This window comes from Lentiprolixibacter aurantiacus, assembly GCF_026241225.1.
GTDB classification, from domain to species: Bacteria; Bacteroidota; Bacteroidia; order Flavobacteriales; family Flavobacteriaceae; genus Lentiprolixibacter; species Lentiprolixibacter aurantiacus.
This window is the reverse complement of sequence record NZ_JAPFQP010000001.1, coordinates 1,004,200-1,017,210: the sequence shown is the minus strand read 5'-3', so window position 1 is coordinate 1,017,210 and position 13,011 is coordinate 1,004,200. Positions and strand designations below refer to the sequence as shown.

The following is a 13,011-nucleotide window of genomic DNA, read 5'->3' as shown; positions in this document are numbered from 1 at the left end:
CGTAATTTTGCTATCATGTGGGGCATTTATTGCGATAAAAGTAAGCCTTTTTATTAATTTCACTCTGTGATTACAGTCCAAAGCATTTCCGAGTACGATCAACGAAAGAACTCCGTAATTACCATAGGAACCTTCGATGGAGTGCACATAGGGCACCGGAAAATACTGGAACGCCTCATAAATAGTGCCAAAACAGTTGGCATGAGTGCCACAGTCCTTACTTTTTACCCCCATCCAAGAATGGTCCTGCAGAAAGATGCAGACATCAAACTTCTGAATACCATAGAGGAAAAGGCAGCTATCATGGAAAAGATCGGGCTGGATTGCCTCATCATACATCCCTTCACCAGGGAATTTTCACGTCTCACGGCAACAGATTTTGTTCGGGATATCCTGGTTAACCAGCTCAAAGCTAAAAAGATCATCATTGGATATGACCATAGATTTGGGCGCAACCGAAACGCCAACATTCAGGACCTAATAGCATTTGGGAATACATTGGATTTTGAGGTGGAGGAAATACCGGCCCAGGAAATAGATGAGGTATCCGTTAGTTCCACAAAGATCCGTAAGGCCCTTGAGGAAGGCAACATCGAAACGGCAAATAGCTATCTGGGCTATCCGTATATGTTAACGGGTACAGTCGAAAAAGGCAAGGGGTTAGGCCGGACAATGGATTTCCCAACAGCTAACCTGCATATAGCAGAAAACTATAAGCTTATTCCCAAAAATGGGGTGTATGTAATCCAAAGCAAAATTGATGGAAAGCTGGTTTATGGTATGATGAATATTGGAGTCAACCCCACGGTTGACGGCTCCAAAAGGAGTATTGAAATCCACTTCCTTAACTTTAAGGACAACTTATACCATAAAAAAATACAGGTTGAGATCCTGCATCGGTTACGTAATGAACAGCGTTTTGAATCAGTTGAAGCTTTGCGACAACAGTTGAAGAAAGACCGGAAAAACGCCCTCGCCCTAATTTCCTGAACATGGGAAGCCGACTGCTTTTCACGAAAATGGATAACTCCCCCCTGGTGCTTTTCCGTATCTTTTTCGGGATACTCATCAGCCTTGAGTGCTATGGGGCCATCATGACCGGCTGGGTCAGGACCAACCTGGTAATCCCGGATTTCACATTTACTTTTATTGGATTTGAATGGTTGCGCAACCTGCTTGGGCCTGGCATGTATGTTTATTTCTTTGTTATGGGCTCTCTGGGCATTCTGGTTGCACTTGGCTACAGATACCGCCTTAGCATGCTTTCCTTTACCATAATGTGGACAGGAGCCTACCTGATGCAAAAAACCTCTTACAACAATCACTACTACCTGCTAATTCTGATTTCAGCGATCATGAGCTTGCTGCCAGCAAACCATAGCGTTTCCCTGGACGCAAGGAATAATCCCGGGATCAGGAAGGAGTGGATGTACAGTTATGTGAAATGGTTAATTGTATTGCAATTGTTTATTGTTTACACCTATGCCTCTATCGCAAAATGGTATCAGGACTGGTTTGATTTCAGCATCATTGAAATATTGATGAAGGGAAGAAGTCACTACCCTATTATCGGAGATTGGCTGCAATTGGAGCCGGTTCATCAGGTTATTGGACTCACTGGCATTCTTTTTGACTTGCTGGTAGTACCAGCATTACTTTGGAAACCTACACGGAACCTGGCCTTTATATGCTCCATAATTTTCCACCTTTTTAATTCAATGGTCTTTCAAATTGGGATATTTCCCTATCTATCTCTGGCATTTATCGTTTTCTTTTACCCCCCGGAAACGATACAGCGGATCTTCTTGCCGGGAAAAACGGCATATTCGGGGAAAGAAAGTACAAAACCTGCATATGCCAGGCCCTTACTGCTTTTAGGTGGGTTGTATTTTGTTGTCCAGATACTCCTGCCACTGCGCCACCACGCTATTCCAGGGAATGTCCTGTGGACCGAGGAAGGGCATCGTTTGAGCTGGCGCATGATGCTCAGGACTCGCCAGGGACAGGCTACCTTTACTGTAGTAGACAGGGAAACGGGAGAAAGGAGACCGGTAAATTTACATGAACATCTAAACCCTAAACAACGACAAAAGATTGCTGCCTATCCCGATTTTATCTGGCAGTTTGCCCAGCACCTCGAGGATATATATGCGCGGGAGGGGAAAGAAATAGCAGTATATGTAGAGAGTAGGGTTCGGGTCAACAATCATGCATTTGCCCCTCTTGTTGATCCCAATGTTGATCTGGCCCGGGAGAAATGGGACCCCTGGAGGCATCACAACTGGATTTTGCCCGCCCCCTGGTCCTCAGAAGTTGATCAACTAATTCAGTAAGGCAAAAGGAACAATCCTTTATCTGTCTTAAGCACCTTTGATTCATTGGGCTTTTAGCCCTAAATTTGTGCCCTAAATCAATCCTAATGCTCCAACTGAATATCCTCCGGGAAAAGGCAGATGAAATTTGCAAAGCCCTTGAAAAAAGAAACCTGGAGGCACGCCCCATGATCGAACAGGTGTTAAGCCTTGATGAGAAAAGGCGCGCCCTGCAAACTCAACTGGATAACACCCTTGCAGAGTCCAATAAACTTTCCAAAGAGATAGGTATACTTTTTAAAAACAAGCAGATAGAAGATGCCAATGCGCTGAAAGAGAAAACTTCATCCCTCAAGGAAGAAGCCAAAGCACTTGGAGAGAACCTCAACAACACCGCCACCGAACTCACGGAAGCACTATACCAGATTCCCAATGTACCCCATGAGCTGGTACCTGCAGGAGGTAATGAAGAAGACAATGAGGAAGTTTTCAGAGAAGGTGATATTCCTGAACTTGCAGCCGGCGCCAAACCCCACTGGGAACTGGCACAGCAATACGACATCATCGATTTTGAACTGGGTGTAAAGATAACCGGGGCAGGGTTTCCGGTTTACAAGGGAAAGGGAGCCAAATTGCAGCGCGCCCTGATTCAGTACTTTCTGGATAAGAATACAGAAGCCGGTTACACCGAGATGCAGGTACCCCACCTGGTAAACGAAGCTTCCGGATATGGCACGGGACAATTGCCAGACAAGGAAGGGATGATGTATCATGTGGGAGTAGATGACCTCTACCTTATACCCACGGCAGAAGTCCCGGTAACCAATATACTCAGGGATGTAATCCTGGAACAAAAAGACCTGCCAATTGCATATACGGGCTACACCCCCTGTTTCAGAAGGGAAGCGGGAAGTTATGGCGCTCATGTGCGGGGGCTGAACCGGCTTCACCAGTTTGACAAGGTGGAAATTGTTCGGGTAGAATACCCGGAGAATTCCTATGAGGCCCTGGATAAAATGGTAGATCATGTAAAAATGCTTCTGCGTGAACTTCAGTTGCCTTATCGCATTTTAAGGCTCTGTGGAGGGGACCTGGGTTTTACCTCTGCCATGACCTACGATTTCGAAGTGTACTCCACTGCCCAGCAAAGGTGGCTGGAAATCAGTTCAGTTTCCAATTTTGAAACCTTCCAGGCCAATCGTTTGAAATTGCGATACAGAGCTGAAAACAAAAAAACCCAGCTGGCTCATACCCTGAACGGAAGCGCACTCGCCCTGCCACGGGTGCTTGCTGGTATTCTTGAAAACTATCAGGAAGAAGACCATATCAGGATCCCGGAAGTACTTGTGCCCTACACAGGCTTTGATCGCATCGGCTAATGGAATTTTGTAATCTGGGTGAACGTTATCTTGAAGCCCTGCAAAAGGGTGAACTCCAGGAAATTTTGGAATTGTTTGCCCCTGATGCCAAAGTAGATTCCCCGGTTTATGGCCGATTAGGCGCCAACGAATTCTATACCTCCCTGTTAGCAGATACCAGGAGCTCGGAATTGCAGCTGCATCAGTGCATATGCGACAGGGAAGCTACTAAACTGGCTGTTTATTTCACTTATAACTGGACGCTCAAAGATGGTTCCCGGCTGGTTTTTGATGTGGTGGATATAATGGTGCTGGACAGCTATCATAAAATCAGCGAGCTGATCATTGTTTACAACAACAGCGAAACTTTGGGCAAAATAACTTCACTAAGACAACAGTCATAGGCCAGGAGCTTGTCTTGTATTCTCCTTAACAGTCCCTAACCAACAACTGTGCTATCTTTGTAAAAAACAGAGCATGAAGCACATTTGGCTCATACTGATTTTATTATGGGGGATCCCTGCTATTGGACAGGCAGATTTCCTGGCCAAACAGTACCTCAATGACGGGGATTATAAAAAGGCTGTAGTATTCTATGAGCGACTGGTAAAAACCAACCCAAGGAGGCCAGATTATGTGGAAGGCCTGCTTGCCTGTTATCAGCAGCTGGAACGTTATAAGGACGCCGAAAAACTGCTCACGGACCGCATTAACAGTAAAAGTACTTCACCGACCCTTCATATTGAATTGGGTTATAATTATACGCTTCAGAATTTACCGGAAGAGGCCAAAAAAGCCTACGAAACAGCCCTGACTTTTATTGACGCTAACCCCAATTTCGGTTACCTCATTGGTATGCGCTTTGAACGGTATGCCCTTCTGGATTACGCCTTGCAGGCATACTCCAAAGCGATGGCCCTCAATCCGGAGTTGGATTATAATTACTACATAGCACGCATCTATGGAGAACAGGGAGATATAGAAAAAATGTACGGAGCTTTTATGGAGTTACTGGTAAAAGGCAAATCGCCCAAGGCTAGCATCCTTAGAAATATAGACAACTTTATTTCGCAGAACCCGGAAGATCCGAATAACGTAATGCTGAAAAGGCTCTTGCTTCAAAAAGCCCAGTCCAATCCGGACCTTTTGTGGAACGAACTCCTCAGCTGGCTCTTCGTACAGCAGAGACAATTTAACCTTGCTTTTATTCAGGAGAAAGCCATTTTCAGGAGGGCGGCTGAAAGCAACCTGCAACGCATGGAAAGTTTGGGGGAAATGGCTCTCGAAGACGGAGCGGTTACCCAGGCCATTCCCATTTTCGAATTCATTGAAAAGAACAGTATTAATGCTGTTACCCGACTGAACGCCCAACTCAACCTTATTGATATTGAATTGCTGGACCAGTCAGACAAGGTCCCGGAGCGCATTGACAATAAATTCAAAAACCTCATTGCAGAATACGGATATCAGCCGGAAACACTTCAGCTTCAAATTGCATATGCCAATTTCCTAACTTTCAGGAAGGGTCTTCCCGGGCAGGGTGAAGCTATCCTGAAAAGGTCACTTGAATTGCCCCTGACCAAATATTCCGAGGCCTATGTAAAAATTGCCCTTGGCGATATCCTGGTCTTTGGTCAGAAGTTCAATGAGGCTCTTATTAATTTTTCCCAGATACAGAAAAGACTGAAGAACGATCCCCTGGGACAGGAGGCCCGCTATAGGGTTGCCCAGACCAGTTTTTACAAGGGCGACTTCGACTGGGCCCTTACCCAGTTGAAGGTGTTACGCGGATCCAGCACCCAGCTAATTGCCAATGACGCCATGCAATTGAGCCTGCTGATTTCTGACAATACCCTGGAAGATTCTACACAAACTGCCCTTAAAAAATATGCCAGGGCCGATTTTCTGGCCTACCAGAACAAAACCACCGAGGCAATTGAAACACTGGATGAAATCCTGGAAAACCATAAGGGTGAAAAAATAGAAGATGAAGCCCTGCTCAGACAGGGTCAACTTCTGGAAGAAATGAAGGATTACGATGCTGCCCGACTTAATTACCTGAAGGTAGTGGAGTTTTACGGGCAGGATATCCTGGCAGACGATGCGCATTTCGCAATTGCCGAACTCTACAGAAACTTTCTGGATCAGCCTGAAAAGGCAAAATATCACTACGAGCAGATCATTTATAACTATCAGGACAGCTATTATTTTCCCCTGGCCAGGAAAAATTTCAGGATCTTGCGGGGAGATGTTGTAAATTGACCTGAGGCAATTATAAAATTTCTCTTCGGCACTTTAATAATCCCCCTTAAACTACCAAACCGGGAATTATGATAATATATAATGTCACCATCAATATTGACGAAAAAGTGCAGCAATCCTGGTTGGAATGGATGCGCGAAGAACATATTCCGGATATGCTGGCTACCGGGAAGTTCACCGAGGCAAAAATGAGTAAAGTGCTGGTAGAGGAAGAAATGGGAGGCGTCACTTATTCTGTACAGTACACCGCATTGAACCGGGAAAGCCTGGAACGGTATTACAATGAAGATGCACCACGCCTTAGGCGGGATACACAGCAGCGATTCGGGGAGCATTTTGTAGCATTCCGCACAGAATTAGAGGTTCTGGATATACAGCAAAAGGCCGTGGAGAGTGCTACCGAACACCTGTTTGTTTACGGTACACTGCTGGAAAGCGAAGTGAGGCAACTGGTATTTGCAAGGGAATTAGACGGAAAAAAAGACATGCTTGCCGGCTACCGCATCCACAGGAACAAAGTGTCAGGACTTTATCCTTCCGTTGAGGCTACAGGACAAGATGAGGATCAGGTAAGCGGCGAAGTATTTGTGGTTAGTAACGACGACCTCCGACGTGCAGACCAGTACGAAGGAGAAGCCTATATGCGAAAGCGCGTTACCCTGGCCTCGGGTACAGAAGCCTGGGTATATCAGGAAAAATCTGTTTAAACTTACATACAGGTGAAAGGTAAACAGGGTAGATCTCACAGGAAAAAATCACAATCAGCAAAGGGCAAAAGCGCTTCTTCAGACGTCCGGGCAAAAAAGCATCTGGGCCAGCATTTTCTTAAAGACGAAAACATTGCACGGAAAATCGCGGATACCCTATTACTCAAAGATTGCTCCAATGTACTGGAAATAGGCCCCGGGATGGGTGTGCTTACAAGGTTCCTTCTGGAAAAGGAGATCTCGCTATGCGTAATGGAAATTGATACGGAATCCGTTTCCTTTCTCAAAGAACATTTCCCTCTCTTGCACCCTGAAACGCTGCCCCACCTCAAAAAGCTGGAAATACTCGAGGCAGATTTCCTGAAAGAAGATCTGTCGGCACTTTTCTCAGGGGAGGACTTTGCTATTACCGGAAACTTTCCATACAATATTTCCTCACAAATCGTTTTCAAAATGCTCAAGCACAGGGACAGGATACCTGAATTTTCGGGTATGTTCCAAAAGGAGGTAGCCAAAAGGATATGTGAAAAAAAGGGAAGCAAGGCCTACGGTATCCTCTCCGTGCTGACCCAGGCATTTTATGAGGCTCGTTACCTTTTTACCGTGCACCCGGAAGTATTCGATCCACCTCCGAAGGTACAGTCCGGGGTGATCCATCTCGCAAGAAAGCAACCCTTCCAATTGGAATGCGACGAAGCACTTTTTTTCAGGGTAGTAAAGGCCGCTTTCAATCACAGGCGGAAAACCCTGCGCAATAGTTTAAAAACCTTTGACCTATCCGATAATCTAAAAGAAGATACTATCTTTGACCAACGCCCGGAACAATTGGATGTTTCCGATTTTATTGCACTCACCCGGAAGATAGAAAATGACACCGTTTAAGCTTACAGACGAACTGCTTGCTGAAATTGAACAGCTTATAGAAGAACAGCAGGATTCCAGGTTGCTTTCCATCCTGGAAGATGTGCACTATGCGGATGTCGCCGAGATTGCCAACGAAATTGAAGAGGACCAGGCTACTTACCTCATCAAGCTTCTGGATAGTGATAAGACTTCTGATGTACTTACAGAACTGGATGATGATGTAAGGGAGGCCATCCTTAAAAACCTGTCATCAAAGGAGATCGCCGAGGAGCTGGAGGAACTGGATACGGATGATGCCGCCGATATTGTAGCCGAGCTTCCGAAGGAAATTGTACAGCAGGTAATTTCTGAAATCGAGGACCGGGATCACGCCGAAGCGATCGTAGACCTGTTGCGCTACGAAGAGAATTCCGCGGGGGGTCTCATGGCAAAGGAACTGGTTAAGGTGAATGAAAACTGGAACGTACTTACCTGCGTAAAGGAAATGCGCACTCAGGCTGAAAATGTTACGAGGGTGCATTCCATATACGTGGTAGACGATCAGGATATCCTTAAAGGTCGCCTTTCCCTGAAAGATCTGCTGACCACATCAACTACAGCCCCCATAAAAGATGTCTACATCCCAAAGGTGGATTCCGTAAATGTGAATGAAAAGCCTGAAGAAGTTGCCCGGATCATGTCTAAATACGACCTGGAGGCCATTCCTGTTGTGGATGAAATTGGCCGACTGGTGGGTCGTATCACCATTGACGATATTGTTGATGTCATTAAGGAAGAAGCAGAAAAGGATTATCAGCTCGCTGCGGGGATCTCGCAGGATGTTGAAGCGGACGACAGCATCCTGGATCTTACGCGGGCCCGCCTGCCCTGGCTCTTTCTGGGCCTCATCGGAGGTGTGGGCGCCGCGGCCATAATGGGTGGATTTGAAGAAATGATCAGCAAGCATGCCATACTGTTCTTTTTTACACCACTAATCGCAGCTATGGCAGGAAATGTAGGCGTTCAATCCAGTGCAATAATTGTGCAGGGACTTGCGAACGACGACCTTAAAGGCAGTATCTCCAATCGATTGGTCAAGGAAATCCTGCTGGCTACCCTGAATGGCCTGGTGCTAGCCCTGGTCCTTCTGTTTTTCACCTGGTTCTGGAAAGGCAATTTTCCTACAGCACTGGCTATATCCATTTCCCTGATTGCAGTAATCGTAGTGGCTGGAATTATTGGCACATTCACTCCTTTGTTCCTTCACAAAAGGGGCATTGACCCCGCTATTGCCACAGGCCCCTTTATCACTACCAGCAATGATATTTTCGGGATTCTCATCTATTTTTGGATAGCAAAGCTCATCCTGGGTATCTGAAGCCCTCTTGTTTGAAAAAATAGCTACCTTGGGTACGAAGGTGTAAGATCTCCCCTTTTAGAAATATGAAGGTTAAAGTTGCCGTTATTCAGGAAAGCCCGGTTTTTTTCGATAAGGAAGCCTGCTTGCAAAAGGTTTCAGCTTTATGCAAAATTTATGCGGAAAAGGGCTGTGAATTGCTGGTGTTTCCGGAATCATTCATCCCCGGTTATCCCAGGGGGTTCACCTTTGGAGCCACAATTGGCAATCGAACCAGCCAGGGCAGGAAACTCTATGAAGAGTATCACCGGCAAAGCATTTCCCTTCAGGGAAGGGATATTGAATTTCTGGAAGAAGTTGCTCATGAAAATGGGGTTTACCTGGTTTTGGGGGTAACTGAAAAAGAGGCAGATCATGGCAGTTTGTACTGTTCCATGGTATACATTTCACCATCAGGGGGTTTCCTGGGGGTACACAGAAAAATAAAGCCTACAGGTACAGAACGAATCGTATGGGCAGAAGGGGATGCATCCACATTAGTGACCTTTGACACCAGGGTGGGACGATTGGGGGGACTGATCTGTTGGGAGAACTATATGCCCCTGGCCAGGCTCTCCATGTACCGGAAAGGTGTCCATATATACCTGGCTCCTACAGCGGATGCACGACCGGAATGGATAGACAGTTTGAAGCACATTGCCCTGGAAGGACGATGTTTTGTGATAGGCTGCAATCAGTACTTTACCAGGTCCATGTATCCGGAAACCTATCAAAACTTATTACCCGATCAAACCGAGGAAATCTGTCCGGGTGGCAGCGTAATTATATCCCCCCTGGGCAAGATCATTGAGGGCCCCCTATGGAATAGGGTAGGGGCCCTGGTATGTTCGCTTGACCTGGACGAAGTGAGCCAAAGCAGGCTGGATTTTGACCCTGTTGGGCACTACAGCAGAAATGATATCTTCCGGTTTGAAGTAAAAGGCCAACCAGACATACGAAAAGAACAGGCATGACTCCGATAAATCTAAAAGCAAAATTAAAGGCATTCAGTGCCCATTGGCATCCCCATCAAATTGCTGAAATTGAAGATATGCAGGTGCTGCTGGCCAAGGTTAAAGGCGATTTTGTATGGCACAAGCATAAAGAAGAGGACGAATTATTTTTGGTTATCAGGGGAACCCTGCAGATGCAGTTCAGGGATCGAACAGAAATAGTCCGGGAAGGCGAGCTAATTGTGGTGCCCAAGGGCGTGGAACATTGCCCTTCAACAGCAAATGGGGAGGAAGTGCATCTGATGTTATTCGAAAAGAAAAGCACTAAACATACCGGCTCTGTAAAGGACGAAAGGACAAAAACACACTATCCGAAAATTTAAATGAAAGTACTTCACCTGGATACCAACCACCCACTATTATGGGAAGGACTTGAAAAGCTCGGTTATGAGAACGTGGCCGACTATTCCTCTGGCAAGGAAGATATCGAAAAAGTCATCGCTGAATACGATGGCATTATTATCCGAAGCCGCATTACCCTGGACAGGTCATTTCTGGAGAAGGCCACCAACCTCAAGTTCATAGGACGGGTAGGCGCTGGTCTTGAGAACATAGACACCTATTATGCCATGGAACAGGATATTTTCCTGGCTGCGGCCCCGGAAGGTAACCGGAATGCCGTAGGGGAACATACCCTGGGCATGCTGTTATCCCTGTTCAACAATTTCAATAAAGCCCACCGGGAAATTCAACGGGGTATCTGGGACAGGGAAGGAAACCGAGGTGTTGAACTGGATGGTAAAATCGTTGGGATTATTGGCTACGGCAATATGGGTAAGGCCTTTGCACAAAAACTAGGCGGTTTTGATGTGGAGGTAATCTGCTACGATATTCTGGGTGGTGTTGGCGATGCCAATGCGCGTCAGGTAGGCATTATGGAACTGCAGCAAAGAACGGACGTACTGAGCCTTCATGTACCCCAAACACCTCTTACCACAAACATGATCAATGCCGATTTCATCCAGGCCTTTCACAAACCCATCTGGTTCCTCAATACCGCCAGGGGAAAATGTGTAAATACAATAGACCTGGTTGAAGCACTGAAATCCGGTAAAATACTGGGGGCCGGGCTGGATGTACTGGAATATGAGAAATCGTCATTTGAAAACCTCTTTGCAAAAGGTGATTTGCCTGAGGCTTTTCAATACCTAATAAAGGCTAACAATGTATTGCTTACCCCCCATGTAGCAGGATGGAGCAGGGAGAGCAAGGTAAAACTGGCCCAAACAATACTGAATAAGATCAGCCTGAGATTTTCATAACTTTATTAGGTGAGAAAGACGGTTTGGATATTTGGTTTCCTGGCAATAGCCATAATGTTGCTCTTTAAACTAAGCACCTATGCAGTAGTTGGTGGTAATCTGAAGATTGAACTTGTCATCGCCGCCGTAGCCCTGGCCTTTTTCTTCATCGGGATATACCTGAACAAAAAAAGCCTCTCTTCAAAAACGAACAATACGTCGGAGGTTGATACAGACAAAATCGCTGAACTGGGCCTGAGTAAAAGGGAGTACGAGGTATTGCAGGAAATCTCCAGAGGACTTTCCAACAGGGAAATTGCAGATAAACTCTACCTGTCTGAAAGCACCGTGAAGACCCATGTATCCAACCTGCTGCTAAAACTAAATGCCCAGAGACGTACCCAGGCAGTTAAGATCGCCAGGCAACTGAACATACTGTAAATGCCTGATTGGTACTTTAGTTGGAGCTTTTTGGTACTTTAGTATGAGTCTCGCGGACAAAAGACCCGGTACTTTTGGGAGAAATCAAAACGCATCGTTCTATGAAAACAACTGTAATTAAATTTGGCATCTATGGCCTTATCTTTGCCATAGTAATTTTTTTAGGGGCCCTGTACTTTGGGCAGGAACTGTCCTACAGTACTCAGGAAGTACTGGGCTACACCTCAATGATCGTCTCCCTGATCTTTGTTTTTTTCGGGATCAAGCATTTCCGGGACAGGGAAAACGAGGGAAGGGTGAATTTTGGAAAGGCGCTGATCATTGGTCTTTTAATCTCCCTGATCACGGCTGTAGGCTTTGGTATCGCCGATTACATCTACACTACAGCAATCAACCCCAATTTCTTTGAAGAATACGAAATAGCTATGCGTAACCAGGGGTATAAAGGTGAAATCCCTGAATTTACCAGTGGACTGGCCGCCCTCCTGATGTTTGCAACAGTGACTATATTGGGTCTCATTATCTCCATTATCTCGGCATTGATCCTTCAAAAAAAATAAAGCCACATGATATCGAAAGCGAAAACTCCGGAAGCCTATCTGGCTGAATTACCTCCCGAACGGAAGGAAGTGATGGAAAAATTAAGGCGGGTAGTCCTCAACAACCTCCCTGAAGGTTTTGAGGAAACCATGAATTACGGGATGATAGGTTATGTGGTACCACACAGCATTTATCAGGATGGATACCATTGCAGCCCGGAATTACCCCTCCCCTTTTTGAACCTGGCTTCCCAAAAGAACCATATCGGGTTTTACCATATGGGGATATATTCCGATCCTGAACTGTTGGAATGGTTTACCACAGAATTCCCCAAACACAGTAAACGCAAGCTGGATATGGGCAAAAGCTGCATCCGTTTCAAAAATCCGAATGATATTCCCTACGAACTCCTCGGGGAACTGGTAAGTAAAATAAGTGTGGCTGATTGGATCCGCACCTATGAAAATACAGTAAAACGATAAGCAATATGGAAAAAAGAGTAACTGGTCTGGGTGGGTTCTTTTTCAAAACCGGTAATCCGGATAAAATCAAGACATGGTACCAGGATCATCTGGGTCTCAATACAGATCAATACGGATGTACTTTCTGGTGGAAAGACGATGCAGGTAAAGCCTGTTCTACTCAATGGAGCCCATTTAAAGAAGATACTGCCTACTTCAAACCAAGCGAAAAACCGTTTATGATGAATTTTCGCGTTGAAAATCTGGTTGAATTACTAGCCGTTTTGAAGGAAGAAGGAGTAACGATTGTTGGGGAAATGCAGGAATATGATTACGGTAAGTTCGGCTGGATCATGGATCCGGAAGGAAACAAGATAGAACTTTGGGAGCCAGTGGACAGCGCTTTTCTTTAATCTAAGGCACTGTTTGTCAATAGT

General features: G+C 45.7%; 15 protein-coding genes. All 15 read left to right on the top strand.

Features of this window, described 5'->3' with window-relative positions; all coding sequences use genetic code 11:
* Positions 1–66: 66 nt before the first annotated feature.
* The 15 genes from OO016_RS04530 (at position 67) to OO016_RS04455 (ending at position 12,987) form a co-directional block, all read left to right on the top strand.
* Positions 67–990: a bifunctional riboflavin kinase/FAD synthetase gene (locus tag OO016_RS04530; protein ID WP_266011205.1), complete on the top strand. Its 924-nt coding sequence runs from the start codon at positions 67–69 to the stop codon at positions 988–990.
* Between the two features lie 2 nt (positions 991–992).
* Positions 993–2,333, top strand: a complete 1,341-nt coding sequence (locus tag OO016_RS04525; RefSeq protein WP_266011203.1) for an HTTM domain-containing protein — start codon at positions 993–995, stop codon at positions 2,331–2,333.
* Between the two features lie 86 nt (positions 2,334–2,419).
* Complete coding sequence (serS, locus tag OO016_RS04520; protein ID WP_266011201.1) at positions 2,420–3,691, top strand: serine--tRNA ligase; 1,272 nt, start codon at positions 2,420–2,422, stop codon at positions 3,689–3,691.
* Complete coding sequence (locus OO016_RS04515; protein WP_266011199.1) at positions 3,691–4,074, top strand: nuclear transport factor 2 family protein; 384 nt, start codon at positions 3,691–3,693, stop codon at positions 4,072–4,074. Before serS ends, OO016_RS04515 begins: the two co-directional genes overlap by 1 nt.
* 73 nt (positions 4,075–4,147) lie before the next feature.
* Positions 4,148–5,932, top strand: coding sequence for a tetratricopeptide repeat protein (locus tag OO016_RS04510; protein ID WP_266011197.1), 1,785 nt, complete (start codon positions 4,148–4,150; stop codon positions 5,930–5,932).
* Positions 5,933–6,000: 68 nt separating this feature from the next.
* Positions 6,001–6,639, top strand: coding sequence for a DUF4286 family protein (locus OO016_RS14455; protein WP_369413826.1), 639 nt, complete (start codon positions 6,001–6,003; stop codon positions 6,637–6,639).
* A 12-nt stretch (positions 6,640–6,651) separates the two neighbouring features.
* Positions 6,652–7,521, top strand: a complete 870-nt coding sequence (rsmA, locus tag OO016_RS04495) for a 16S rRNA (adenine(1518)-N(6)/adenine(1519)-N(6))-dimethyltransferase RsmA (protein ID WP_439649304.1) — start codon at positions 6,652–6,654, stop codon at positions 7,519–7,521.
* The gene (mgtE, locus tag OO016_RS04490) at positions 7,508–8,860 is read left to right on the top strand and encodes a magnesium transporter (RefSeq protein WP_266011195.1); all 1,353 of its coding nucleotides are present in this window, start codon (positions 7,508–7,510) and stop codon (positions 8,858–8,860) included. Before rsmA ends, mgtE begins: the two co-directional genes overlap by 14 nt.
* Positions 8,861–8,925: 65 nt before the next feature.
* Positions 8,926–9,852: a carbon-nitrogen hydrolase family protein gene (locus OO016_RS04485; RefSeq protein WP_266011193.1), complete on the top strand. Its 927-nt coding sequence runs from the start codon at positions 8,926–8,928 to the stop codon at positions 9,850–9,852.
* Complete coding sequence (locus OO016_RS04480) at positions 9,849–10,214, top strand: cupin domain-containing protein (RefSeq protein WP_266011192.1); 366 nt, start codon at positions 9,849–9,851, stop codon at positions 10,212–10,214. The genes OO016_RS04485 and OO016_RS04480 overlap by 4 nt, the downstream gene beginning before the upstream one ends.
* Positions 10,215–11,153, top strand: coding sequence for a 2-hydroxyacid dehydrogenase (locus OO016_RS04475; RefSeq protein WP_266011191.1), 939 nt, complete (start codon positions 10,215–10,217; stop codon positions 11,151–11,153). It abuts the gene before it with no gap.
* Between the two features lie 9 nt (positions 11,154–11,162).
* On the top strand, positions 11,163–11,573 hold the full coding sequence (locus OO016_RS14420; protein ID WP_369413825.1) for a response regulator transcription factor: 411 nt from the start codon (positions 11,163–11,165) through the stop codon (positions 11,571–11,573).
* 101 nt (positions 11,574–11,674) lie between these two features.
* Positions 11,675–12,133, top strand: a complete 459-nt coding sequence (locus OO016_RS04465; RefSeq protein ID WP_266011189.1) for a DUF4199 domain-containing protein — start codon at positions 11,675–11,677, stop codon at positions 12,131–12,133.
* Between the two features lie 6 nt (positions 12,134–12,139).
* Positions 12,140–12,595 (top strand): DUF1801 domain-containing protein, encoded by a 456-nt coding sequence (locus tag OO016_RS04460; protein ID WP_266011187.1) that lies wholly within the window; start codon positions 12,140–12,142, stop codon positions 12,593–12,595.
* A gap of 5 nt (positions 12,596–12,600) precedes the next feature.
* Positions 12,601–12,987, top strand: a complete 387-nt coding sequence (locus OO016_RS04455) for a VOC family protein (RefSeq protein ID WP_266011185.1) — start codon at positions 12,601–12,603, stop codon at positions 12,985–12,987.
* Positions 12,988–13,011 lie beyond the last annotated feature (24 nt).

Bases quoted from the DNA above. Each gene is read 5' to 3' on its own strand.
- OO016_RS04525 (WP_266011203.1), top strand. From the start codon at position 993: ATGGGAAGCCGACTGCTTTTCACGAAAATGGATAACTCCCCCCTGGTG.
- serS (WP_266011201.1), top strand. From the start codon at position 2,420: ATGCTCCAACTGAATATCCTCCGGGAAAAGGCAGATGAAATTTGCAAA.
- OO016_RS04515 (WP_266011199.1), top strand. From the start codon at position 3,691: ATGGAATTTTGTAATCTGGGTGAACGTTATCTTGAAGCCCTGCAAAAG.
- OO016_RS04510 (WP_266011197.1), top strand. From the start codon at position 4,148: ATGAAGCACATTTGGCTCATACTGATTTTATTATGGGGGATCCCTGCT.
- OO016_RS14455 (WP_369413826.1), top strand. From the start codon at position 6,001: ATGATAATATATAATGTCACCATCAATATTGACGAAAAAGTGCAGCAA.
- mgtE (WP_266011195.1), top strand. From the start codon at position 7,508: ATGACACCGTTTAAGCTTACAGACGAACTGCTTGCTGAAATTGAACAG.
- OO016_RS04485 (WP_266011193.1), top strand. From the start codon at position 8,926: ATGAAGGTTAAAGTTGCCGTTATTCAGGAAAGCCCGGTTTTTTTCGAT.
- OO016_RS04480 (WP_266011192.1), top strand. From the start codon at position 9,849: ATGACTCCGATAAATCTAAAAGCAAAATTAAAGGCATTCAGTGCCCAT.
- OO016_RS04475 (WP_266011191.1), top strand. From the start codon at position 10,215: ATGAAAGTACTTCACCTGGATACCAACCACCCACTATTATGGGAAGGA.
- OO016_RS04465 (WP_266011189.1), top strand. From the start codon at position 11,675: ATGAAAACAACTGTAATTAAATTTGGCATCTATGGCCTTATCTTTGCC.
- OO016_RS04460 (WP_266011187.1), top strand. From the start codon at position 12,140: ATGATATCGAAAGCGAAAACTCCGGAAGCCTATCTGGCTGAATTACCT.
- OO016_RS04455 (WP_266011185.1), top strand. From the start codon at position 12,601: ATGGAAAAAAGAGTAACTGGTCTGGGTGGGTTCTTTTTCAAAACCGGT.